The sequence below is a fragment of the Christiangramia fulva genome (assembly GCF_003024155.1).
Lineage (GTDB): Bacteria > Bacteroidota > Bacteroidia > Flavobacteriales > Flavobacteriaceae > Christiangramia > Christiangramia fulva.
Genome location: NZ_CP028136.1, coordinates 3,699,950 through 3,723,468 on the forward strand (window position 1 = coordinate 3,699,950; position 23,519 = coordinate 3,723,468).

The following is a 23,519-nucleotide window of genomic DNA, read 5'->3' on the forward strand; positions in this document are numbered from 1 at the left end:
GAAATATGAAGAAATCTGAAATTCTAGACGAAAAGTCACTTAAATTTTTAGAGAATTATCTTAACAATGCTGCGCCAACCGGTTATGAATCAGAAGGTCAGAAGCTTTGGATGAAATACCTGAAGCCGTATGTAGACGAATTCATTACCGACACCTACGGAACTGCCGTGGGAGTCATCAATCCTGAAGCCAAGTACAAAGTAGTAATTGAAGGGCATGCCGATGAGATTTCGTGGTATGTGAATTACATTAGTGATGACGGCTTAATCTATGTCGTCAGGAATGGTGGAAGCGACCACCAGATTGCGGCTTCAAAACGCGTAAACATCCACACCAAAAAAGGAATTGTAAAAGGTGTTTTTGGATGGCCTGCAATCCACACCAGGGATAAAGAAAAGGAGCAATCGCCAAAACTGGAAAATATTTGTATTGATGTTGGCTGTTCCAAAAAAGAAGAAGTAGAAAAACTGGGGGTACATGTTGGCTGCGTGATTACCTATCCTGATGAATTCTTCATTTTAAATAAAAATAAATTTGTTTGCCGTGCCCTTGATAACCGTGTGGGAGGTTTTATGATCGCCCAGGTGGCAAGGTTACTCAAAGAAAATAAGGTGAAACTCCCTTTTGGTCTTTACGTCACCAATTCGGTACAGGAAGAGATTGGCCTGCGCGGTGCCGAAATGATCACTCACCGGATCCAGCCAAATGTTGCCATAGTGACCGATGTTACTCATGACACTACCACGCCGATGATCGAGAAAAAGACCAACGGACTCACAAAAATTGGTGATGGGCCGGTAATTTCTTATGCTCCGGCTGTTCAAAATAAATTGAGAGAGCTAATCCTGGATACTGCCGAAAAGAAAAAAATTCCTTTTCAAAGACATGCCTCCTCGCGATTTACGGGTACAGATACCGATGCGTTCGCGTACAGCAATGGCGGAGTTCCATCAGCTTTAATTTCCCTTCCGCTAAGGTATATGCATACCACTGTTGAAATGGTTCATCGCGATGACGTGGAAAATGTGATCAACCTGATCTATGAGACTTTACTTGAAATAAAAGGAAAGGAGAGTTTCAGTTATTTCGAATAATTGATCATTTTTTTATAAAGAAGCCTTCAGAAAATGACTTTTTGAAGGCTTTTTTTAATGCTTCTCCTCTACCTGAAAAAGTTTCACATTATTTTAAATAACCTCCGCCCATTTTCAGTTTATATTTAAAGAAAAAGGCTATGGCGCTATCGCAGGAGGATATTACAACTCTCATCAAGGATCCGCAGGAAGCAATGCAACTTGCCAACCTTACCTATGTTCATGAAAATCACCTCTCGATTGAACGTAAAAAAGTAGGACGCGGATTTTCTTATTACAGGAAAAATGAAAAAATATCTGACGAGAAAACCCTTGAAAGAATTAAAAATCTTGTGATCCCACCAGGCTGGAAAAACGTGCGAATTACACATTTGAAAACCGGACACATACAGGTTGTTGGTCGGGATGAAAAAGAGCGGAAACAATACATTTATCATCCGGTATGGTCCAAAATAAGAAATCAGACCAAATTCTTTAAAATGGCTGCTTTCGGAAAAGTCTTGCCGAAAATCAGAAAACAGGTAAATAAAGATCTTGATCTTGAAGGGATGCCAAAGCGCAAAGTCCTTGCACTGGTAATTCGATTAATGGAAGAAACGCATATTAGAATTGGCAACCATTATTATGCTAAAAAGAATAAGACCTATGGACTTTCAACGTTCAGAACCAAACATGTAAAGACCTTCAAAAACGGACTCAAATTCGAATTCGTCGGAAAAAAAGGAAAAGAGCATTCTATAACGGTTGAAAATCGCAAATTGGTAGAACTCATCAATCAATGTGAAGAAATTCCCGGCTGGGAGCTTTTTAAATTTTATGATGAAAATGGCGAAAAAGAAAGCATTGACAGCAATATGATAAATGAGTATATTCATGAAATTAGCGGAGATATTTTTTCAGCCAAAGATTTCAGAACCTGGTCTGCAACCAAGATCTTCTTTGAAACCCTTCGGGAACTTGGGTATACCGAAGTCGAAAAAGAGAATAAAAAAAATATCATCAGGGCTTTTGATGCTGCGGCAGAAGGTTTAGGTAACAGCAGATCTGTTTGCCGTAGTTATTATGTTCATCCAAAAGTGGTGGAAACCTACGAAAACGGAAAAATTGTCCCTTATTTTCGGAAAGTGAAAGATGACAGGGAGCCTGCTTATACCGAACTTTCAGAAACTGAAAAAACAATTCTTAAACTTATAAAAGATTATAAGATTGAATTATCTAATTAAGACGTTTAAAAAAGTTTCCCGCAATTAGGTAAATTTGCTGTATGAGTAACACAATTGCCGTTCGAATTGCCGATTTCCTTGGCAACTTTCCTCCTTTTTCCCTGCTGGAAGCCGGTCAGTTACTGGGAATTTCAGAAAAAGTAAAGGTTCTTTACTTTGAGCAGGGAAAAATGGTCTTCTCAAAAGGAGAAGCCGGCCACGACTATTTTTATATTGTTCATAAAGGAGCTGTTGATCTTCAGAAAACAGATAAAGAAGATCTACCCGAGACCATCGACAAATGTGATGAAGGCGATGTGTTTGGGCTTCGGCCTCTTTTCGCAAAAGAAAATTACCAAATAAATGCGATCACCGCAGAGGAAAGTATTCTGTATGCAATTCCTTTAACCGATTTCAAACCTTTCGCGATAACAAATTCAGAAGTAGGGAATTTCCTGATGGAAAGTTTTGCTTCCAATACCCGAAATCCATATTCCAATGAACATAGAGGGAAATTATTTTCCGAAGAACAGGACGTAATTTTAAAAAAAGAAGCCCTCTTTGATCTACAACCCGTTCAAATTAGCAAAAAGATGCTAATGGTCACTCCGGGTACAAGTATACAGGAAGCCGCCAGCCAGATGAGTAAGAGAAAGGTTGGCTCTGTGATCGTTGTGGAAAACAAAATTCCCGTAGGTATTGTTACAGACGTTGATTTCCGGGAAAAGGTGGTAACCGGAAAAGTTAAAACCAGTACCGAAATAGGTAAAATAATGAAGTCGCCGGTGATTTGTTATTCCAAAGATCTAACGCTTGCCCAGGCCCAGCTAACCATGATGAAGCATAATATTAACCACATCTGCATCACCAAAGACGGCACCCCAAACACTAAGGTCAAGGGAATAGTTTCTGAACACGATATCATTTTCTCACAGGGAAATAATCCTTCGGTGCTTATGAAGGCTATTAAAAGAGCCAGAAGCACGGCAAAGCTCAACCGCATTCGCGGAAAAATCATGTTTTTGCTGGAAGGTTATATCAAAAGCAATATTCCTCTTACCCATATCAGCAAAATAATGTTCGAGCTGAATGATGCAACAATTAAACGTGTTATTGACAGGTGCATTCAGAAAATGGATTCCCCGCCTCCGGTAAATTTCGCCTGGATGTCGCTGGGAAGCCAGGGCCGCAAGGAGCAATTACTCCAAACCGACCAGGATAACGCGCTTGTTTTTGAAGATGTTCCTGAGGAAAAACTGGAAGAAACCCGCAGCTATTTTCTGAAACTGGCTACCAAAGTGACCAAAAGATTGAACATTATTGGTTATGAATTTTGTCCCGCTGAAATGATGGCTCGAAATCCGAAGTATTGTCTTTCTGAAAGCGAGTGGAAACAACAATTCACAAGTTGGATCACCACTTCCGGGAACGATGAGATTCTACTTTGCCAGATTTTCTTTGATTTTGATATTAGTTACGGGGATATTAAACTTACCAATGCCATTTCTGATCATATTTTCGATACTTTAAAAGGGAACCGACATTTCATTAAAGGCCTGGCTGTGCAGGCCCTTCGGAATCCCTCTCCTTTAGGTTTTTTCCGACAATTTCTGGTGGAGCAGGATGGAGAGAAAAAAGACCTGTTTGATATTAAAAAACGAGGAATTATGCCGCTTACCGATGCTGCACGACTTCTCATTCTCGATCATCGGGTAAAAAATATCAGCAATACCGCTGATCGATTTGAAAAGCTGGCCCAGCTGGAACCCAATAATAAAGAAATTTACCAGGCCTGCGCCTACTCCTCTAAAGCTCTTATTAAATTCAGGACACGCCAGGGACTTCTACATAAAGACAGTGGTCGTTTTATCGATCTGGAAAGTTTGGGCAAAGAAGATAAGATCAAATTAAAACGTTGTTTTAAAAGCATTAAAGATATACAGGAGCTTATTAAAGTACGATACGAAACCAGTTTCTATTTATGATTCTTAATTGGTTTAAAAAGAAAGATCAACCGGAGAACCTGCCAGATTTCTGGAAAAAATACGCCCGACTTTTCCAACAGGAGATCCCGGAAAATATTCAGGATATTACCTATATCGTGTTCGATACCGAAACGACCGGATTCGATTTTGAGAACGACCGGATATTATGTATTGGAGCGGTCACTGTAGAAAAACAGGCCATCGAGATCAACAGGAATTTTGAAATTTACCTGGAGCAGGAAATCTTTAATCCTGAAACAGTTAAGATTCACGGAATTATAAAAAGTGAAAAGACCGAAAAATTATCTGAAATAGAGGCTTTAAAAAAATTTCTTAAATACATTGGAAATTCGGTCCTGGTTGCCCACCACGCCAATTTTGATATAAAAATGATCAATAAGGCCCTGGAACGGCATGATTTACCGAAGTTGAAAAACAAATACCTGGACACTGCATTACTTTATAAAAGAACCCGAATTCTTACCAATTTGATAGACCGGGAAAAAGTTTATACTCTCGATGAGATTGCTGAAGCTTATAATATTGACTTGTCTGATAGGCATACCGCTTTAGGAGATGCTTATATTACAGCCATCATTTTCATTAAGATCCTGGCCAGAATAAGTAAATCTAAAAAAATGAATTCTAAGAACCTGTTCAGATACAGGTTATAAAAAAGGCTGCCTGAAAAAATCTTAAATTCGTCTTTTTTTGACGAAATTCGATTCTTTCAAACAACCTTTAGTTATTATTAAACCCTCGGAAAAACAGAAAATAAATTTTTACCGGGTTACAAGAATTTAAAATTTACAACGCATTTTTAATGATCTCATCAACCACTTCAGGGTTCAGCAAAGTAGAAGTGTCCCCAAGATCAGAGGTTTCTTTAGATGCTATTTTTCTTAGAATTCTTCTCATTATCTTTCCAGAGCGGGTCTTCGGAAGTCCTTCTACAAACTGGATTTTGTCAGGCTTGGCAATGGGACCTATCTTTTCGGAGATCTGCTGATTGATCTCTTTTCTTAGGTTATCCTGATTTCTGTATTCTCCAGATTCTTTCAGAATAACAAATCCGTAAAGCGCGTTTCCTTTTACTTCATGAGGGAATCCAACTATGGCGGACTCGGCGATGGCCGGATGTTCGTTGATAGCATCTTCTATAGGCGCGGTTCCAAGATTGTGGCCCGAAACGATGATCACATCATCTACCCTACCGGTTATCCTGTAATAGCCCACCTCATCACGAAGCGCTCCATCACCCGTAAAATATTTATTCTCAAAAGCTGAAAAATAGGTGTCCCTGTATCTTTTATGATTTCCCCAGATAGTTCTTGCCATTGAAGGCCATGGAAATTTAATGCAAAGTCGGCCATCAACCTGGTTACCCTTTATTTCTTCACCATTTTCATCCATCAAAACGGGCTGAACACCGGGAAACGGTAAGGTTGCGAAAGTTGGCTTGGTAGGTGTGGCAAATGGAATAGGCGAGATCATGATACCGCCGGTTTCTGTCTGCCACCACGTATCAACAATCGGGCTTTTTCCTTTTCCAATGTTATCATTATACCAGTGCCAGGCCTCTTCATTTATGGGTTCACCTACGGTTCCTAAGACTTTTAGAGAAGAAAGATCATAATTATCTAAAATATCAATGTTTTTCTTGGCCAGTGCTCTAATCGCTGTGGGGGCGGTATAAAACTGATTAACCTTATGTTTTTCGACAATTTCCCAGAAACGTCCGGAATCCGGATACGTAGGCACCCCTTCAAACATCATCGTGGTGGCTCCATTGGCAAGCGGACCGTAAACGATATAGGAATGCCCGGTAATCCAGCCAATATCTGCTGTACACCAGTAAACATCATCATTTTGATAATTAAAAATATTTTTAAAAGTGTAAGCTGTATAAACCATATACCCGGCAGTGGTGTGGAGCATTCCTTTTGGTCTGCCTGTTGAACCAGAGGTGTAAAGAATGAATAATGGGTCTTCAGCATCCATAACTTCCGGCTCACAATGTTCAGAAGCCTCATCCAGCAACGGCTGCAACCATTCATCACGCCCTTCTTTCATTTCAACATCAGAATTTATCCTTTTCGCAACCAGTACCGATTTCACATCAGGACATTCTTCCAGCGCTTTGTCTACAATGCCTTTTAAATCTATTGTTTTTGAACCCCGATAGGAACCATCTGAAGTAATCATCATCTTACAATCGGCATCCAGGGTTCGTGTAGCAAGTGCCGAAGATGAAAATCCCGCAAAAACCACCGAATGGATCGCGCCAATCCTCGCGCAGGCCAATACAGCATAGGCCAGTTCGGGAATCATGGGCAGATAAATACAAACCCTATCCCCTTTTTCTATCCCATGGTCTTTTAGAACATTGGCAAATTTATTTACCTTTTTGTGAAGCTCATTATAAGAAATATGAAGCGCTTCTTCTTTGGGATCATTAGGTTCCCAGATAATCGCCGTTTTTTCGCCTTTGGTTAAAAGATGCCTGTCAATACAGTTTTCGGTAATATTGAGTTTGGCATTTTCAAACCATTTTACTTCTGGTTTGGAAAAATCCCACGATAGAACATTATCCCATTTTTTCCTCCAAACAAAATGTTCTTCGGCTACTTCCTGCCAGAAATTTTCGGGTTCTCTAACAGATTTTCGGTATACCTGAAAGTACTCTTCAAGATTCTTGATGTGATAATTACTCATTTTTTGTATTTGATTTTAGAAAAAGAAAACCGGCCTTTACCGGTTTTGGTTTCTAAAATTATTAAATCGTTTCCAATTCAAAAAATAAAGCAATTACAAAAAGATCAAAATTTTTAAAAATTCGAAGAAATTAGTATAAATTTTTAATTTATGAGCAAATTCTTAAGCTTTGAGATAAGCAACGACATTTTTTTCAATTCTTGCAAGAATATTAGAGACATCAGCTTTTTTAAATTTATCGCCGGTGATATTTTCGTAAAGTTCAATATATCTTTCTGAAATTGTTTCAATGTACTCATCGCTCATTTCCGGCACCTGCTGACCTTCTTTTCCCTGGAAACCTTTCGAAATTAGCCATTGGCGCACAAATTCCTTGGAAAGCTGCTTTTGAGGTTCTCCTTTTTGCTGTCTTTCTTCATAGCCATCAGCATAAAAATATCGGGAAGAATCTGGAGTATGGATCTCATCGATCAATACGATCTCACCTTCCGGAGTTTTTCCAAACTCATACTTGGTATCTACAAGGATAAGATCCTGTTTTGCTGCAATTTCGGTTCCTCTTTGGAAAAGTTTACGAGTATAATCTTCCAGTTTATTATAATCTTCTTCAGAAACTATTCCCCTTTTGATAATATTTTCACGTGAAATATCCTCATCGTGATCGCCATGTTCAGCCTTGGTTGCGGGTGTTATTACAGGTTCAGGAAATTTATCATTTTCCTTCATCCCTTCCGGCATTTTCACGCCACATAATTCCCTTTTCCCAGCCTTATATTCCCTGGCAGCGTGGCCAGAAAGGTATCCGCGAATGACCATTTCCACTTTAAAAGGTTCACATTTTCTTCCTATTGCAACATTGGGATCTGGTGTTGCTTCCAGCCAATTTGGAACGATATCGCTGGTCTTCTCCATCATTTTGGTCGCGATCTGGTTCAGGATCTGACCTTTGTACGGAATGCCCTTCGGCATGACCACATCAAAAGCCGAAAGCCTGTCTGTCGCGATCATGACAAGCCGGTCATCATTTAAAAAATAAACATCCCGTACTTTGCCCTTGTATACCGAAACCTGTCCGGGGAAATTAAAATCTGTTTTAATTATAGTGTTATTCATCAGGAAAAAATCCTTTTTCTGTTAATCGTTGTGTTCAATGGTTTTGTATGCGGCAATGATCTTTTTCACAAGCCGGTGACGAATCACATCTTTATCGTCGAGATAAACAATACCAACGCCTTTGACGTCTTTCAGGATCAATAATGCTTCCTTTAATCCTGAAATCACCCGCCGGGGTAGATCTATTTGCCCCGGATCACCAGTAATGACAAATTTGGCGTTTTTACCCATTCGGGTAAGGAACATTTTCATTTGGGCATGGGTGGTATTCTGGGCCTCATCAAGTATTACAAATGCATGATCTAAAGTACGTCCGCGCATAAAAGCCAGTGGCGCGATCTGGATGATTCCTTTTTCGATAAAAGTTTCCAGTTTTTCATGCGGGATCATATCTCTCAGGGCATCATACAAAGGCTGCATGTACGGATCGAGTTTTTCTTTTAGATCGCCGGGAAGAAAACCTAAATTTTCGCCGGCTTCCACTGCGGGACGTGTTAAAATGATCCTTTTTATCTGCTTTTCTTTTAGTGCTTTCACTGCCAAAGCCACGCCGGTATAGGTTTTTCCGGTACCCGCCGGTCCTATGGCAAAAACCAGGTCATTTTTTTTGGAAAGCTCCACCAATTTGCGCTGATTGGCTGTCTGCGCTTTTATTGCTTTCCCGCTTACACCATGCACCAGCGTTTCCCCACTTTCTGCTGAAGTTTGATAATCTTCTTCACTTTCACTGGTCAGCACCCGTTCAATGATATTTTCATCGAGGCGATTGTATTTCCCGAAGTGATCCATCAGCATAGAAAACCGCCGGTCAAACTCCTCAAGCATTTCCTCATCACCAAAGACGCGAATTTTACTGCCGCGGGCTACGATCTTGAGTTTAGGAAAGTACTTTTTTAATAATTCAATGTGTTCGTTTTGTTGCCCGAAGAATTCGCGTGGGCTGATCTCTGAAAGTTCTATAAGAAGTTCGTTCAAAAGCAGGTATTTTTAATGTGAAGCATTAGAATTTGTTTCTTAAATTTTTATTTGTCCTTCGCTTTCAATATCCTAATTTTGGAAATGAATGTAGTTGGCTAAAGCGAATCCCTAAAAATTAAATTTATATTCGCCTTCTATACAAACTTAAGGAAAATAACCAGTCTCAGATTAAAAAAATATTAACAATCGCCTATGGCCATCATTACCTTAACGACCGACTTCGGGGAAAAAGATTATTTCGCTGGCGCGGTTAAAGGAGCTATTTATAGTGAATTAAATGACGTGAAAATTGTTGATATTTCGCATTCGGTTTCCCCATTTCATATTAGCGAGGCTGTTTACATCATTAAAAATGCCTATAAGAATTTTCCAAAAGGCAGCATTCACATTATAGGAATCGATTCTGAACTTACACCTGAAAACAAGCACCTTGCAGTAAAACTCGATGAGCATTATTTCATTTGCGCCAATAACGGGATCCTTTCTTTGATCGCTTCTGAAATTAAACCAGAAAAGATCGTCGAGATCAACATTCATGATAAAGTTCAGACAAATTTCACAGTGCTTGACGTGTTTGTAAAGGTTGCCTGTCATCTCGCTCGTGGCGGAACCCTTGAGGTAATAGGAAAAAGCATTCAGGATATTAAATATATAAAACAGTACGAACCAACGGTTAATTCAGACAAAAACCAGATACTTGGGCATGTGATCTATATTGACAATTATGGAAATGTGGTCACCAATATCTCCCGGAAATTTTTTGAAAATGTTGGAAAAGGAAGAGATTTTACAATCAGGGCAAGAAATACCAGTTTTTCCAGTATTCATGAGACCTACAGCCATGCGATAAATTTCAATGTTGAAAAGGATAAAAGGCAGGAAGAAGACGGTAAAAAACTAGCACTTTTCAATTCGGCAGGTTTTATCGAACTGGCTGTTTACAAGAGCAATCTTAAAACTGTGGGCGGAGCTTCCACTTTATTTGGTTTGGATTATCTGGATACCATAAGCATAAATTTTGAATAAATGTTTGTGAGAATAGTGAAAATGGGATTTCAGGAAGAAAAAATCGATGAGTTTCTCTCAAATTTCGAAAAGAATAAATCGAAGATAAGGAATTTTGAAGGTTGTGAATTTTTGGAGCTATACCGAGATAAACACAATACAAACCGCTTTTTTACGTATAGTTACTGGAAAGATGAAGAATCTCTTGAAAACTACAGGAATTCCTCACTTTTTAAAGAAGTCTGGGCAAATACCAAAGTGCTTTTTAACGAAAAACCGGAAGCCTGGAGCGTGGATAAGTTGGTTAGTATTGAGTATTGAGTAGTGAGTAGTGAGTAGTTAGTAGTTAGTAGTGAGTAGTTAGTAGTGAATACTTAATATTGAGAAATGTAAATTGTATAGTTGTGATGTATGCTGAAAATAGATATAAATCAATCCCTAATCCCCAATCCCCAATCACTTATAATTGATAACTGTTAATTGTTAATTGAAATAGATGTTTGCCATTCTAAATAAAGAAATACGATCCTTCTTCAGCTCCCTCACGGGATACCTGGTGATTGGTCTGTTTTTGCTGGCTTGCGGACTTTTTCTTTTCGTTTTTTCAGGTTCATACAATATTCTTGACAGCGGTTTTGCCGATCTGAAATCGTTCTTTAATCTCGCGCCCTGGATCTTTATATTTCTGATTCCGGCTATAAGCATGCGCAGTTTTGCCGATGAAAACCGTATGGGCACTATGGAGATCCTGCTAACAAAACCAATTGGTTTAAAAAAGCTGATTTTCGGAAAATATTTAGGTGTGGTAATTTTAGTCATACTAGCCATTTTACCAAGCCTGCTTTACGTTTACACCATCAGCAAATTAGGAAGACCTCCCGGAAATTTTGATGCCGGGGCTACTTTGGGATCGTACATCGGACTCATTTTGTTAGGCGGAAGCTATGCCGCGATTGGTATTTTCAGCTCAAGTCTTTCTTCCAACCAGATCGTGTCTTTTCTCCTTGCTCTCTTCTTTTGTTTCGTACTTTATTTCGGATTTGAAGGCCTCAGCGAGACGGGAATTTTTGGAAATTCAAGCTACATCCTGGAATATTTCGGCATCAGCTATCATTACCAAAGCATCAGTCGTGGCGTGATCGACACCCGGGATATCATATATTTTCTGAGCATTATTTTTCTGTTTCTGAAACTAACGGAATTCAATCTTTCGCAATCTAAAAACCGCCGGTAGTGAAGAAAGGAAACAGAATAAGATCATTGCTCATTATCATCGCCGGACTTATAATCCTGAATTTCTTTGCTTCGGAATTCTATTACAGGTTTGATCTCACTCAGGATCAGCGGTACAGCCTCTCTCCTGCTGCGCGTAAGATTATTGAAGACGTTGATCAGCCTATCATTTTCGATGTTTTTCTCCAAGGCAGTTTCCCTTCAGAATTCAGAAGACTTCGCAATGAAACGAGGCAAATGCTGGAAGAATTCGCGGCTTATAACCATAATATCAAGTTCAATTTTATCAATCCGCTGGAAGAAGGCGAAGATGCGCAGGCCGTAGCCGAAGAATTCTATAAAATGGGAATGACCCCGGCGCGGGTAAATGTAAAAGAAAATGGAAAGAACAGCGAAAGCATTATTTTTCCCTGGGCAATTGTAAATTATGGAAAGAAAACGGTAAAGATCCCGCTTCTTAAAAACCAGATCGGCGCCAGCGATGAGGAGCGAATTACCGCCTCGGTACAGCAACTGGAATACGTCCTGGCGAATGGATTGAGCAAACTTATTTATCCGCGGGAAAAGAAGATCGCTGTTATGCGGGGAAATGGCGAACTTCCGGATGCCAAAATCGCCGATTTTGTTAAGACGGTCCAGGAATATTATTTCACCGCGCCTTTCACCCTGGATTCGGTGGAAGCAAATCCGCAAAAAACATTGAAGCAACTCGAGGCATATGATCTTATCCTGGAGCCAAAACCAACTCAGCCATATTCAGAAAAGGAGAAATACGTACTCGATCAATACCTGATGAATGGTGGAAAAATGCTCTGGCTGGTTGAAATGACCAATATGGAAAAAGACAGCCTGCTCAACGAAGAGGGAATGGCCATTGCCCTGCCCAGAGACCTGAACCTTGGCGACTATTTCTTTTCGTATGGAGTTCGCATCAATCCCGCGCTGGTAAACGATCTTTATTCAGCTCCCATCATCCTGGCAACAGGTCAGGGAAATGACACCCGTTTTAACCCCTATCCCTGGTTTTACAGTCCGCTTACAACTTCACCTAACGAACATCCGATAATCAATAATATCGAGGCGGTAAAATTTGAATATGCCAATCCCATGGATACCCTGAAAAACCAAGTTAAAAAGACAATTTTACTCAGCAGTTCCCCGCGGACAAAGGTGGAAGGGCTTCCTGAAAAAATCAGTTTGGGAATGGTTGGAAAAAAGCCAGATATAAGCGAATATGATGATGGTGAACAACCACTTTCCGTTTTACTGGAAGGGAGATTCAAATCGGTTTATAAGAACAGGATCAAGCCTTTTGAGATCCCTAATTCAAAAGACGAAAGCAAAGAGACCAAATTGCTGGTGGTTTCAGACGGTGATGTGATCAGGAACGAGCTGCAGAACGGCAGGCCTCTGGAACTCGGTTTCCAGCCATACACCGGCAACATGTACGGAAATAAAGAATTTTTGCTGAACGCGGTGAATTACCTGCTCGACGATACCGGGCTCATCAACATACGCTCAAAAGAGATCAGCATCCCTTTTCTCGATACTGAAAAGGTGGCTTCAGAAAGACAATTCTGGCAAATTCTCAATCTGGCCGGGCCTTTGCTACTGCTTCTGATCTTTGGCATTCTTTTCCGTTTCTACCGAAAAAGAAAATACGTAAAATAGGAAGCCTCTAAAAAAGCCATTTTTTTCAGAAGTCAACATATTAACAATTTTATTCAAACAAATATCATTAAATAATTGAAATTCAATTATTTAAATATGTAAAAGCCTTATTTTCTGTTAATAAAAACTCAGCCTCCATCCCTGAATTTTTGACTTATTAAAATATATTTGTAATTGATTCAAAATAAATCAAGAAAAGCCGATGAAATTTATTGTATCCAGCAATTATCTGCTGAAACAGCTACAAATACTTGGAGGGGTAATCAATAACAGCAATACCTTACCGATTTTAGACAATTTTCTGTTCGATCTTAAAAATGATGAATTAACCGTTTCCGCTTCCGATCTTGAAACAACAATGTCGGCTAAACTAAAAGTAGAATCAGATTCTGAAGGAAAGATCGCCGTGCCGGCGAAACTCCTTTTAGATACCCTGAAGACCTTTCCTGAACAACCGCTTACTTTCGTAGTTGAAGAAAATAATACCATCGAGCTTAGCTCTAATTACGGGAAATACGCGCTGGCTTATGCCGATGGGGAGGAATTTCCCAATCCTGTAGAGCTTGAAGAGCCCAGCAGCACTGTTGTCGAAGCCGATATCCTTGCTACTGCTATTGCAAAAACTATTTTCGCCTCTGGTAATGATGATTTGAGACCGGTGATGAGTGGCGTTTTCTTTCAGTTCAAGGAAGACGGACTCACTTTCGTGGCTACCGATGCCCATAAACTGGTAAAATATTCGCGTGAAGATGTTTCAGCCAACCAGGCTGCTGAATTCATCATGCCTAAAAAACCTTTGAACCTGCTGAAAGGTATACTTGCCGGAAGTGAAACCGAAGTTCTTATCGAATACAACGATTCCAACGCCAAATTCACTTTTGACGATACACAGCTTATTTGCCGTTTAATTGACGGGAAATATCCGAATTATGAAGCGGTAATTCCGAAGGAAAATCCTAATAAATTAACCATCGAGAGAAATCAATTTTTGAGTTCCGTTAGAAGGGTTTCGATTTTCTCTAATAAAACAACGCACCAGGTTCGTTTAAAAATTGCCGGTGCCGAGCTGAATATTTCTGCTGAAGATGTGGATTACAGCAATAAAGCGGAAGAGCGTCTAACCTGTTCTTACCAGGGAGACGATATGCAGATAGGTTTCAACTCACGCTTCCTTACCGAAATGCTTGGGAATTTGACCTCAGACGAAGTGATGCTGGAAATGAGCCTGCCCAATCGTGCGGGAATCCTTACCCCGGTTGACGGCCTTGATAAAGGCGAAAAGATCACCATGTTGGTAATGCCGGTGATGCTCAATAATTGAAAGGCTAATTCAATTTAAATAGAGATCCCCGTCTAAATTTTAGGCGGGTTTTTTTTATCCATAAAATTAAATATCCAAAACCTTAGAAAACAGCTTTTTCAATAGGAATTCATCCGAAGAAAATTTAACAATTATCTCCGTTTTGCCTTCTGTTTAAGATTCATTTTTGAATTTTCCGGCCGCAATTATAAACTCTGTTAAACAGAAGAATTTTTCAACGTTACTTTTTAAATTAAAGGCAAATGCAGGTATCGATATCCTGATTTTTTCAATCACGGGGATCTGCAAGAAACTAAGCAGCAGCCCCCTTCCCTACACTTTAATTGCCTATATCGATACCTTCTTAAAGCAATTAATAATCATAAAAATTTTAAAGCCATGAAAAAGAGAAACATTTTAATTCTGTTCTTAAGTATTTTCTTTTTTATTGCCTGTTCAGAAGATGACAATGAGGAAGAATGTATTAATTATGACGATGTAGCCAAGGTGACCAATGTAGAAGCACCGGCAACTGCTACGGTTAATGAAGTGGTTAGTGTGAATGTTACTTTTCAGGTGAAGAACGCCTGCGGAGAATTTGCCCAATTTGATGAAAGCATTGACGGAACCACCAGAACCATTGCCGTTGAAGCTGTTTATGAAGGTTGCGCCTGTGCACAGGTCATAACTACCAAAACAGCAACTTATGAATTCACACCAGAAGTTACCGGAGAGTATGTTTTAAAATTCCAGACTGCTCCCAATGAATTCATAGAAAAAACCATAACTGTAGAAGAAGCAGGTTCTTCGTCCTGATAAAACAGTTAAGAACTGAAATATTAAAAGCCATCTCCGAGCCCGGAGCAATGGCTTTTTTTATATCCCTTAAGGAAAGCTTATTTTTACTTTCTATTTAATAATTTCAATGGAAAGAGGATAATACGGCATTTCTCCATTGCTTGCTTTGATCGCATTAATAATAGGAAATATCAGGGCGAGAAGACCTACAGCCATTAAAACGAAAATTCCCAATCCGAATAAAAGTATTAGCGGGATCGAAAGAATGGTATATATAAAAAGACTTATCTGGAAATTCAGGATCATTTTCCCGTGCATATCCATTCCCGCAACCTTGTCTTTTTGCGTTAACCAGATCACCAGCGGAACGATAAATCCGCCAAATCCCGTAACTAAATCTAATAACTGACTCAAGTGCGTTAGCATGATCAACTGATTATCTTCTCTCATTTTTTTAAATTTTGATGGTTGGCTGTATTATAAAGACGCCTGCAATCAGGCTTTGTTACATATTTTTAGCAGGCAATTTTTTCTTTGCTAAATTTGCCGCATGAAAATGAACGATACCATTGTAGCGCTTGCAACTCCATCAGGTGCCGGAGCCATAGCCGTGATAAGGGTTTCCGGGCCGGATGCTTTGAAGATTGTTTCTCCTCTTTTTAAAGCTAAAAGCGGAAAAAAACTTGAGGAACAGGATTCTCACACGCTACACCTCGGCAATATTATGGACGGGCAACGTACCATAGATGAAGTGCTGGTATCTATTTTTAAAGGCAGCAGGTCGTATACCGGGGAAGAAACCGTGGAAATTTCCTGTCATGGAAGCCCTTATATCCAGCAGGAGATCATTCAATTACTGATCAGAAAAGGTTGTCGTGCTGCGGAAGCGGGGGAATTCACCCTTCGGGCTTTTCGAAACGGAAAGATGGACCTCAGCCAGGCCGAAGCGGTTGCCGATTTGATCAATTCTGAAAATGCAGCTTCTCACCAGATGGCCATGCAGCAGATGCGCGGCGGATTTTCGAATGAAATTCAGAAATTGCGCGAAGAACTGCTCAATTTTGCATCCCTAATTGAACTGGAACTCGACTTTGCTGAAGAAGACGTGGAATTTGCCAATCGTGACCAGTTCAAAGGACTTATCGCAAAAATTCAAACGGTGCTGAAACGGCTGATCGATTCCTTCGCCACCGGAAATGTGCTGAAAAACGGAATTCCCGTAGCCATTGTTGGTGAACCCAATGTGGGAAAATCGACCTTACTGAACGCACTTTTGAATGAAGAAAGAGCGATAGTTTCCGAAATTGCCGGGACTACGCGTGATACGATTGAAGATGAAATGAGCATTGGCGGTGTGGGTTTTCGGTTTATCGATACTGCCGGGATCAGGGAAACCAAAGACGTGGTTGAAAGCATAGGTATAAAAAAGACCTTTGAGAAGATCGGACAGGCGCAGGTAGTTGTTTTTCTGCTGAATGCAGAAAAGTTCGGAGTTCGGAGTTCAGAGTTCAGAGTGGAAATTGAGAAGATCAGGAACAAATTTCCTCAAAAACCTATTCTCGTTATTGCGAATAAGGTTGATAAACTTTCCGAAGAAGAATTAAATAATTTAAAGTCGGAGCTGGAAGTCATTTCGAGCACCTCGGCTTCGCTCGGCACAGGCTCCGTAGAATACATTCAATACTTGCTGCTTTCCGCAAAAACCGGAGCCGGGGTCGAAGAATTAAAACAAAGACTTTTGGAATATGTGAACACCGGCGCCCTGAGAAACAGCGACACGATAGTCACGAACAGTCGGCATTACGCCGCCCTTTTAAAAGCACTGGAAGAGATCAATAAGGTGGAAGAAGGCTTGAACCGGGATCTATCGGGAGATCTTCTGGCTATCGATATTCGCCAGGCGCTCTACCATTTTGGTGAGATTACCGGCGAGATCACCAACGATGATTTACTGGGGAATATCTTTGCGAATTTTTGTATTGGCAAATGATCTAATTTACTAAAAAGTATTTTTATTCACGAACCCTTATTTTATAGGGGTTTTATTTTTACACTCTAATTAATAATCAGGAAAAATCATTTAAACTTGGGTCAAAATTGTACCTTTGTTGTACCTCGTTTTTAATTGAAAAAGAACAAACATATAAATGGCGAGAAAATGATTCTTAATGTAACCAATAGATTCTTAAAAATCTTTAGAAGTATTTATAGAACTAATTTATTTCGAAATGGCGACTAATATTAGGGTTGAAAAAATTTGCGAACACTGCGGCAAAACGTTTATAGCTAAGACAATGGTCACCAGATACTGTTCGCACACTTGCAATAGCAGAGCATATAAAGAGAAAAAAAAGTATGAAAAGTTAAATGGTGACAGCGTTTCTAATAATGAAGAAATTATTAAAAAGGTTCCGGGACCTTCCTCCTCCTACCTGAGCATAATAAAAGAAACTGAATTTCTAACTGTTCCAGAAGTAGCTAAACTTTTGCGGCTTTCTAAAGCTACAGTTTATAGATTAATTAAAGAGGGGAATTTAAAAGCGGTTAAATTCTCCCAAAGATCTACCCGGGTAAAAAGAAGTGAAATTGATAATTTATTTAAAAATTAAAACAATTCTATGGCTAACGTAACATTGAGAAGTAAAAAATTGGCAAAAGGAAAACTAAGCCTTTATCTTGACTTCTATCCAGAAATAGTTAATCCTAAAACTGGCAAACCAACCCGTAGGGAGTTTCTAAAACTCAAGATCTTTGAAAATCCCAAAAATGAAATTGAGCGTGAACATAATTCCACACAAATTCAACTTGCAGAACAAATTCGAGCCAAAAGACTAATAGATATAAGAAATAAAGAATATGGTCTAAAAGAACATATGAATCTGGACATCAACTTTTATGACTTCTTCAAGAGTATTGTAGGTGAATACTACAACAACGGTAGTAAAGGAAATTATCATTCCTGGAAGTCTTCTTTAGATTACTGGGAAAAGTATATTGGGAAGAGCCTAATGAGTAAACAGCTTTTACCCTATCACGTAGAAAAATTCCGTGATTTTTTGTTATCCGCAAAAACCTTGAGGAATAACGAAAAAGATCTTTCACGCAACACTGCTTCTGCCTATTATAAAAACTTTATTAATGTCTTAAAAAGAGCTCATAAAAAGAAGCTATTAGCATCTAATTTAGCGGAGGATGCAGTTTACATTAAGGAGGAAGAAACCTATCGCGAATACCTAACAGAAGAGGAATTAAAAGAGCTTTCTAAAGCAACCTGTGCCCTTCCTTCTCTCAAACGGATGGCATTCTTTTCTGTGATGACAGGGTTACGATTTGCGGATATTAATAATCTGGAGTGGAAGAATGTATTCCATGACAAATCTCAAGGGTATTACATTAAACTTAAGGAAAGAAAAACCGGAAATATTCAAAATCACTTCATACCTAATAATGCTCAGGCTCTATTGGTAAAGGAAGGTACAACAAAAGGAAAAGTCTTTAAAAATATCAAGTATTCTCAAATTACCCGCCCATTAAAGGATTGGTTAGACGCAGCAGATATCAAAAAAAAAATATCCTTTCATAATTTCCGCCATACTTATGCTACCCTTCAATTATCAAAAGGAACCGACATTTACACGCTTTCCAAAATGTTAGGTCATAAGAATGTTACTACAACCCAGATCTATGGCAAAGTAATGGACCGACAAAAAATTGAAGCCTCGAAAAAACTAAATCTTGAATTTGATGGATTATAAAGAACTATTTGAACAGTATTATAAATCCACTTTTCGACATTACGAAAAGTGGTTAAAGCTGGAATTGGTTAAATACAAAAAGGAGGAGCGAACCTATAGATCCGCTGAAAAAAGAAGCAGACAAAAAGTGTATGATGACTATTTTGCTATTCCTCCTAAAAATCAAGAAAACTTTTTCTACGAAATAGCACAAGGCTTTGATAATAAAGACAAGCACTACACAAGCAATAGCATAAGTAAGATTCTTTCCAACGAGGTTAGAGATTTATATGAAGAAAACGAAAATTCGACATTCGGATCCTACATTGAATTTATCCAAACATTTTCAAAGTATAAAGCCATCTATGATGTATATAACTTATCTGGAAGAATAAGTAGAATAGTAAAAACCTATTATGACCAAGACGAACTATTCAGGTTCAAATTAGAACCTCTAAATCATTATAAAGAGTACTCTGATTTTAATCGGTTGGTAAAAGAAAAATATCCTTCCTATAGTAGTACAGATTTAGAGAAGATAGATATAGATCCCTATGGTGAGTTCTATATTGAAAATCAAAAAGATGAAATTTTAAAAGAATCAAAACCTATAGAAAAGAAACCCATAGAAGATTCCCCTCTTCCTAACTTAGACGATGATGAAAAGCTACTTCTAATTCATTACCTACTAAAATATAAATCCCTAACGAACACTGAAAAGGTTAAGATTTTTGCTCTGCTTGGAAAAACCCCAGTAGACATTTCAATTTTTCAAGAAAGTGCAAGAGAAAATACACTCTACAATAAAATTCAAAAAGGACATAAATACTATGGAACAAAGAAGGCTACCGCGAAATTAAAAATGTTATATAGCCAGATAGAGTATTTAGAAATTGACAACTTAAAAGGAGCCATAAAAGTGGATCTCGCAAGACAAAAAGAAGTGAAGTTTCAAAGGAGTATAAAGAAAAAATGAACTATTTTACGTAAATAATAAGATCTTCTTATATAAAAAGAGCCTCACAATCCCTTAGTTGTGAGGCTCTTTGATTTCAACTACCATCTACTGCGCCTGAACTACATCTTTCGTCACCCTCTAAAACGTCGCTTTATTAGCTGAAGATTATTAATCAATATAAATAACAAAATGAGAAAAGTAGTTTACGAAGTAACTGAAGAAAACGCACACTTGATAGCTAAAATTCTTCTTAAGCAGTTACTCGAGCAAGACGTAAGTCAAGAAGATCAATACCTAACAATTGAAGAGTTAGGCGAACTGATTGGTTATAAGAAAACTTCCATATACGGACTAGTCCAGAAGAACAAGATACCTTATCACAAGAGAGGGAAATTATTTTTCCTCAAGTCAGAAATAATGGAATGGCTTAAAAACGGGAAGAAAACTACCACCGAGGATATAAAAAGAAAAGCTGATGAATATCTTCTAAATAACCGGTATTAAATGTCTTCTAAAGGATGGATAAAGGTTCATAGGCAGACAATCAATCATTGGATTTGGGAAGACCCTGTAAAGGCCCAGATGTGGATAACGATGTTATTAGAAGTGAATTATACCCATGGTAAAATGGTCCTTGGAAATAGTCTACTAAGAGTAGAGCGAGGATCATCAACCAATTCAATTAGGACCTGGGCAAGGCTTTTTAATTGTGGGCCTAAAGCAACTGTAAGTTTTTTTGATCTGCTTGAAAGTGATGAGATGATAACCAGGAAGACCATAGGAAAAGGGAAACACTCTACAACCCTTATAAACATTACCAATTACGAGGAATATCAAACGGATAGGGAATCATTAAACGATACATTAACAACTACAATAAAGAACCCAAAAGGGAAACATGAACGGCATACAATAGAAGAAATTAAGAATACTAAAGAATTAAAAAAAGAAAGAAGAGATGTAGACTTTTGCGCTCCCTCAGTCAATGAAGTATTACATGAAATGGAAAATTTAGGTTTAGAATCTATTGAAGCCGAAAAAGAATCTCAAGCTTATTTCAACCATTATGAATCTAATGGCTGGAAAGTAGGAAAAAATAAAATGGTGAGCTGGAAACCATCTGTCAGCTCTTGGATAAAGAGAATATCCGATTTTAAAAATTCATCATCAAAAAACTATCATCATGGAAACGACGAGCAAAGAATTAACCGTCAAACAGCAAACACTATTAACCAAAATCTCCAAGGCTGGGACCTTGACTGAGGTTGGATTTGCAAAAAAGACTCACGAGTATACCAAAATCAAAGATTTTAATCTTAAAGATCAAAATGATAAAAAGTATTTCCAGCATGGACTTTCAGTAATATTCACAAAAGCGTCTAACATGGTTGGAATAAAAGATCCAATAAGCCCAAATAACAAACAAGATATTTTAGAATTAATTTTAAGCCGATTTGGAGGTCTTTCATTAGAAGAAATAGATTACGCATTCAAAATAGATAGATATGGCACGCATGGGGAACCTACACCTCATTTCCAGCTGTTCAATGCCCAATATGTTTCTACTATACTAATAAAATATAAGGTCTGGCTACGGAATATCCGAGGAAATAATAATCTTCCTATCTCAAAGCCTATTGAGAAAAAAAGTATGTCTGAAGTTGAAAAGGCATTATTGGTTTTAAATGGAATAATTGAATGTTTTGAGGAATTTAAAATCTCAGGGAAAATACCTTATGGTAAGGCCTATGTTTATGATGTTCTGTATAAGCGTGGACTACTTCCAATTCACACCAAAAGGTATAGAGAAAAAATTAAGCGTAAGGCAATAAAAAGAAGATACAAATCCAAGGAAAAAAAACATGTTGATCGTAAAGAATTAAAATCAATTCTTCATAAAATTCAAATTGGACAAAATAATCAGAAGATTCAATGTAAAGAAATAGTTCTTGAAACCTTTTTTAAAAAGCTTAATTCACTTAACAAAACCATTGAAGAAGTACTATAAATAAATTTATAACTAAAACGGCTGCAACGGTGTTTCCAATTGCCACCGCAACTGGTCTTAATAGAACCGTTGCAGGGGTAACTTAACTCAGACCGTTAGTAGATATTAAAATAAAAATAATTACAATGAAGATATTTAAGGCAAATGAGGTACTTATAAATACTTTGATAAAATTTGGATTCGAAGAAACTACATCGAACCGGGATAAAATCAAAAGGAAACATGCATTTAAACTTCATGGAAAAGGTAATAAAGAGGTCTACTTTGACTATGAGAATATTCAGATCCTTCATAGGCAAGAGGAGCATGACAGCAGATATACTATCACTGAAAATGAATTAAAATCACTTTTATTGTTTTTCAAGCTAGATCGAGCCGATTATAAAATTATACAACCTACCGGAAGATTTGATTTTGGATTAGTTCAGAGAAGATTAGATGAAATCAAAGTGGAACTTAATATCTTAATGGAAAAAAAACTTAAAATCAGAAGGCAGTTTAAGCTAAAAAGGATATTAAAATTGCAGGGGAATATTGAGCAGGATTATCAGCAAAATATATAAGCTAGGCAACTTTTGACTGCCATAGCCTAGATAATCCCAAATATCATATTAAGCTATAATACAGCATCTTATAAAATTTATTTTAATTACATTTATCTATATCAACCATTGCAACGGCCTAGCAATGGCTCTTCAATAAATCTTGTAATAGCCGTTGCAATGGTTTGGCAACGGCCGTTAAATTATTGACATAAACCAGATTTGATAACCATAATTATATAATCAAAAATTTATAATAACTAACAACCTTAGAAGATGGAGGAAAAATTTAGTGCTTGGTTAGTAAAAGTTGAAGGAAAAATTGAAGCCACTGGGCGCAGTTATTCAAGAGCAATTAATAGACTTTCTGAACATTACAGTAGTCATACAGGAAACCCTACTAACATTTATAAAGTAGATAATGGCCACTTGAAAAGAATTAAAGGATTTTATGACACTGATGGAAGATTTTCAGAATTTGGATACGAAAGCCATGGACTATATAGAGCCGCTATTAAAGCTTTATATAGGTATAGACAATCACATCCAATATCTAAAAAATTTAAAAATACTAAGTCATCTAAAAAACCTAGATCAACAGCTAAGAACAGAATCAAGAGAAAAACTGAGAATCGAGGGCAATCGATCTTCAAAAAGATTTATGAATTCTTTATAAATCTTTTTCAACCCAATCAACCAAAGGAGTTAATTAAAGGCGATTTGGTAGGGACTAGAAAACAAATTTATAAGCACCTTAAACCTTTATCAAACAACTGGGAAAAAGAGGTGCAAGAGAAATATTTGACTGATAATCCAAAGTGTCAACGGTGTGGAAGTGGAGAATTCCCCTCCGTCTTTGAAAAGCCAGTTCTAACTTCAAAAAAAGTATTAAAAAACGTTATCAAAGATATCCCTAACCGGGGTAACCATTCCATTTCAATTTCGAATATTGAAAATGATTTTAAAGGTAAGGTTATTTATGGGAATAGGTTGATGGTGTTATGCCGTACCTGTAAGAAAAAGGAAGAAAAATTAAAGTTAGATAGATATCCTCACGAAATGCCTGAAATAATGAGAAAAGGACCTTCGGAATTAAAATATTGATTTTAAAAATTTAGATCTCAAGTAAACTACTATTGGAAAAATAAAGACTTTCTTTTAGTTTAACATTAATCAAATTACT

General features: G+C 37.9%; 23 protein-coding genes. 19 read left to right on the forward strand and 4 right to left on the reverse strand.

Translation table 11 applies throughout. The features are described 5' to 3' along the window. The first annotated feature begins 5 nt into the window (after positions 1-5). From C7S20_RS16630 to C7S20_RS16645, 4 genes are all read left to right on the forward strand, one after another. Positions 6-1,094, forward strand: a complete 1,089-nt coding sequence (locus C7S20_RS16630) for a M42 family metallopeptidase (RefSeq protein WP_107013522.1) — start codon at positions 6-8, stop codon at positions 1,092-1,094. 140 nt (positions 1,095-1,234) lie between these two features. Beyond that, positions 1,235-2,317, forward strand: coding sequence for a DNA topoisomerase IB (locus C7S20_RS16635; protein WP_107013523.1), 1,083 nt, complete (start codon positions 1,235-1,237; stop codon positions 2,315-2,317). 41 nt (positions 2,318-2,358) lie between these two features. Beyond that, positions 2,359-4,281: a DUF294 nucleotidyltransferase-like domain-containing protein gene (locus C7S20_RS16640; protein WP_107013524.1), complete on the forward strand. Its 1,923-nt coding sequence runs from the start codon at positions 2,359-2,361 to the stop codon at positions 4,279-4,281. After that, complete coding sequence (locus tag C7S20_RS16645; RefSeq protein ID WP_107013525.1) at positions 4,278-4,955, forward strand: 3'-5' exonuclease; 678 nt, start codon at positions 4,278-4,280, stop codon at positions 4,953-4,955. The genes C7S20_RS16640 and C7S20_RS16645 overlap by 4 nt, the downstream gene beginning before the upstream one ends. A gap of 133 nt (positions 4,956-5,088) precedes the next feature. On the opposite strand, the gene acs is transcribed toward C7S20_RS16645, so the two are convergent. The 3 genes from acs to C7S20_RS16660 form a co-directional block, all read right to left on the reverse strand. Further along, positions 5,089-6,996, reverse strand: a complete 1,908-nt coding sequence (gene acs, locus C7S20_RS16650) for an acetate--CoA ligase (RefSeq protein ID WP_107013526.1) — start codon at positions 6,994-6,996, stop codon at positions 5,089-5,091. A gap of 162 nt (positions 6,997-7,158) precedes the next feature. Then, positions 7,159-8,109: a phosphoribosylaminoimidazolesuccinocarboxamide synthase gene (locus tag C7S20_RS16655; protein WP_107013527.1), complete on the reverse strand. Its 951-nt coding sequence runs from the start codon at positions 8,107-8,109 to the stop codon at positions 7,159-7,161. 21 nt (positions 8,110-8,130) lie between these two features. Next, entirely contained in the window at positions 8,131-9,084 is a 954-nt protein-coding gene (locus C7S20_RS16660; protein ID WP_107013528.1) for a PhoH family protein, read from the reverse strand. 195 nt (positions 9,085-9,279) lie between these two features. Between C7S20_RS16660 and C7S20_RS16665 the strand changes: the two genes are divergently transcribed. From C7S20_RS16665 to C7S20_RS16695, 6 genes are all read left to right on the forward strand, one after another. Beyond that, complete coding sequence (locus C7S20_RS16665) at positions 9,280-10,113, forward strand: SAM hydrolase/SAM-dependent halogenase family protein (protein WP_107013529.1); 834 nt, start codon at positions 9,280-9,282, stop codon at positions 10,111-10,113. Continuing rightward, positions 10,114-10,413, forward strand: a complete 300-nt coding sequence (locus tag C7S20_RS16670; protein WP_107013530.1) for a putative quinol monooxygenase — start codon at positions 10,114-10,116, stop codon at positions 10,411-10,413. 175 nt (positions 10,414-10,588) lie between these two features. After that, a complete protein-coding gene (gene gldF / locus C7S20_RS16675; RefSeq protein WP_107013531.1) occupies positions 10,589-11,326 on the forward strand; it encodes a gliding motility-associated ABC transporter permease subunit GldF in 738 nt (245 codons plus the stop codon). Beyond that, positions 11,326-12,996: a gliding motility-associated ABC transporter substrate-binding protein GldG gene (gene gldG / locus C7S20_RS16680; RefSeq protein WP_107013532.1), complete on the forward strand. Its 1,671-nt coding sequence runs from the start codon at positions 11,326-11,328 to the stop codon at positions 12,994-12,996. Before gldF ends, gldG begins: the two co-directional genes overlap by 1 nt. A 202-nt stretch (positions 12,997-13,198) precedes the next feature. Next, positions 13,199-14,317, forward strand: coding sequence for a DNA polymerase III subunit beta (gene dnaN / locus C7S20_RS16685; protein ID WP_107013533.1), 1,119 nt, complete (start codon positions 13,199-13,201; stop codon positions 14,315-14,317). A 378-nt stretch (positions 14,318-14,695) separates the two neighbouring features. After that, positions 14,696-15,112, forward strand: coding sequence for a hypothetical protein (locus C7S20_RS16695; protein WP_107013535.1), 417 nt, complete (start codon positions 14,696-14,698; stop codon positions 15,110-15,112). Between the two features lie 93 nt (positions 15,113-15,205). On the opposite strand, the gene C7S20_RS16700 is transcribed toward C7S20_RS16695, so the two are convergent. Further along, positions 15,206-15,544, reverse strand: a complete 339-nt coding sequence (locus tag C7S20_RS16700) for a DUF4870 domain-containing protein (RefSeq protein ID WP_107013536.1) — start codon at positions 15,542-15,544, stop codon at positions 15,206-15,208. A gap of 100 nt (positions 15,545-15,644) precedes the next feature. On the opposite strand from C7S20_RS16700, the gene mnmE reads away from it, so the two are divergent. From mnmE to C7S20_RS16745, 9 genes are all read left to right on the forward strand, one after another. Further along, complete coding sequence (gene mnmE / locus C7S20_RS16705; RefSeq protein ID WP_107013537.1) at positions 15,645-17,084, forward strand: tRNA uridine-5-carboxymethylaminomethyl(34) synthesis GTPase MnmE; 1,440 nt, start codon at positions 15,645-15,647, stop codon at positions 17,082-17,084. A 238-nt stretch (positions 17,085-17,322) separates the two neighbouring features. Continuing rightward, positions 17,323-17,703, forward strand: a complete 381-nt coding sequence (locus C7S20_RS16710; protein WP_107013538.1) for a helix-turn-helix transcriptional regulator — start codon at positions 17,323-17,325, stop codon at positions 17,701-17,703. A gap of 9 nt (positions 17,704-17,712) precedes the next feature. Then, positions 17,713-18,849 carry a site-specific integrase gene (locus tag C7S20_RS16715; protein ID WP_107013539.1) on the forward strand — a complete coding sequence of 379 codons (1,137 nt, stop codon included), beginning with the start codon at positions 17,713-17,715 and terminating at the stop codon, positions 18,847-18,849. Next, the gene (locus tag C7S20_RS16720) at positions 18,839-19,804 is read left to right on the forward strand and encodes a hypothetical protein (RefSeq protein ID WP_107013540.1); all 966 of its coding nucleotides are present in this window, start codon (positions 18,839-18,841) and stop codon (positions 19,802-19,804) included. The genes C7S20_RS16715 and C7S20_RS16720 overlap by 11 nt, the downstream gene beginning before the upstream one ends. 171 nt (positions 19,805-19,975) lie before the next feature. Then, positions 19,976-20,290, forward strand: a complete 315-nt coding sequence (locus C7S20_RS16725) for a helix-turn-helix transcriptional regulator (RefSeq protein WP_107013541.1) — start codon at positions 19,976-19,978, stop codon at positions 20,288-20,290. Further along, positions 20,291-21,049 (forward strand): hypothetical protein, encoded by a 759-nt coding sequence (locus C7S20_RS16730; protein WP_107013542.1) that lies wholly within the window; start codon positions 20,291-20,293, stop codon positions 21,047-21,049. Further along, a complete protein-coding gene (locus C7S20_RS16735; protein WP_159039964.1) occupies positions 20,970-21,794 on the forward strand; it encodes a hypothetical protein in 825 nt (274 codons plus the stop codon). The genes C7S20_RS16730 and C7S20_RS16735 overlap by 80 nt, the downstream gene beginning before the upstream one ends. A gap of 125 nt (positions 21,795-21,919) precedes the next feature. Then, positions 21,920-22,357, forward strand: a complete 438-nt coding sequence (locus C7S20_RS16740; RefSeq protein WP_107013544.1) for a hypothetical protein — start codon at positions 21,920-21,922, stop codon at positions 22,355-22,357. A 255-nt stretch (positions 22,358-22,612) separates the two neighbouring features. Continuing rightward, on the forward strand, positions 22,613-23,440 hold the full coding sequence (locus C7S20_RS16745; protein ID WP_107013545.1) for a hypothetical protein: 828 nt from the start codon (positions 22,613-22,615) through the stop codon (positions 23,438-23,440). The last annotated feature ends 79 nt before the right edge of the window (positions 23,441-23,519 follow it).

Coding starts and splice junctions, on each gene's coding strand:
- C7S20_RS16630 (WP_107013522.1), top strand. CDS start 6: ATGAAGAAATCTGAAATTCTAGACGAAAAGTCACTTAAATTTTTAGAG.
- C7S20_RS16635 (WP_107013523.1), top strand. CDS start 1,235: ATGGCGCTATCGCAGGAGGATATTACAACTCTCATCAAGGATCCGCAG.
- C7S20_RS16640 (WP_107013524.1), top strand. CDS start 2,359: ATGAGTAACACAATTGCCGTTCGAATTGCCGATTTCCTTGGCAACTTT.
- C7S20_RS16645 (WP_107013525.1), top strand. CDS start 4,278: ATGATTCTTAATTGGTTTAAAAAGAAAGATCAACCGGAGAACCTGCCA.
- acs (WP_107013526.1), bottom strand. CDS start 6,996: ATGAGTAATTATCACATCAAGAATCTTGAAGAGTACTTTCAGGTATAC.
- C7S20_RS16655 (WP_107013527.1), bottom strand. CDS start 8,109: ATGAATAACACTATAATTAAAACAGATTTTAATTTCCCCGGACAGGTT.
- C7S20_RS16665 (WP_107013529.1), top strand. CDS start 9,280: ATGGCCATCATTACCTTAACGACCGACTTCGGGGAAAAAGATTATTTC.
- C7S20_RS16670 (WP_107013530.1), top strand. CDS start 10,114: ATGTTTGTGAGAATAGTGAAAATGGGATTTCAGGAAGAAAAAATCGAT.
- gldF (WP_107013531.1), top strand. CDS start 10,589: ATGTTTGCCATTCTAAATAAAGAAATACGATCCTTCTTCAGCTCCCTC.
- dnaN (WP_107013533.1), top strand. CDS start 13,199: ATGAAATTTATTGTATCCAGCAATTATCTGCTGAAACAGCTACAAATA.
- C7S20_RS16695 (WP_107013535.1), top strand. CDS start 14,696: ATGAAAAAGAGAAACATTTTAATTCTGTTCTTAAGTATTTTCTTTTTT.
- C7S20_RS16700 (WP_107013536.1), bottom strand. CDS start 15,544: ATGAGAGAAGATAATCAGTTGATCATGCTAACGCACTTGAGTCAGTTA.
- mnmE (WP_107013537.1), top strand. CDS start 15,645: ATGAAAATGAACGATACCATTGTAGCGCTTGCAACTCCATCAGGTGCC.
- C7S20_RS16710 (WP_107013538.1), top strand. CDS start 17,323: ATGGCGACTAATATTAGGGTTGAAAAAATTTGCGAACACTGCGGCAAA.
- C7S20_RS16715 (WP_107013539.1), top strand. CDS start 17,713: ATGGCTAACGTAACATTGAGAAGTAAAAAATTGGCAAAAGGAAAACTA.
- C7S20_RS16720 (WP_107013540.1), top strand. CDS start 18,839: ATGGATTATAAAGAACTATTTGAACAGTATTATAAATCCACTTTTCGA.
- C7S20_RS16725 (WP_107013541.1), top strand. CDS start 19,976: ATGAGAAAAGTAGTTTACGAAGTAACTGAAGAAAACGCACACTTGATA.
- C7S20_RS16730 (WP_107013542.1), top strand. CDS start 20,291: ATGTCTTCTAAAGGATGGATAAAGGTTCATAGGCAGACAATCAATCAT.
- C7S20_RS16735 (WP_159039964.1), top strand. CDS start 20,970: ATGGAAACGACGAGCAAAGAATTAACCGTCAAACAGCAAACACTATTA.
- C7S20_RS16740 (WP_107013544.1), top strand. CDS start 21,920: ATGAAGATATTTAAGGCAAATGAGGTACTTATAAATACTTTGATAAAA.
- C7S20_RS16745 (WP_107013545.1), top strand. CDS start 22,613: ATGGAGGAAAAATTTAGTGCTTGGTTAGTAAAAGTTGAAGGAAAAATT.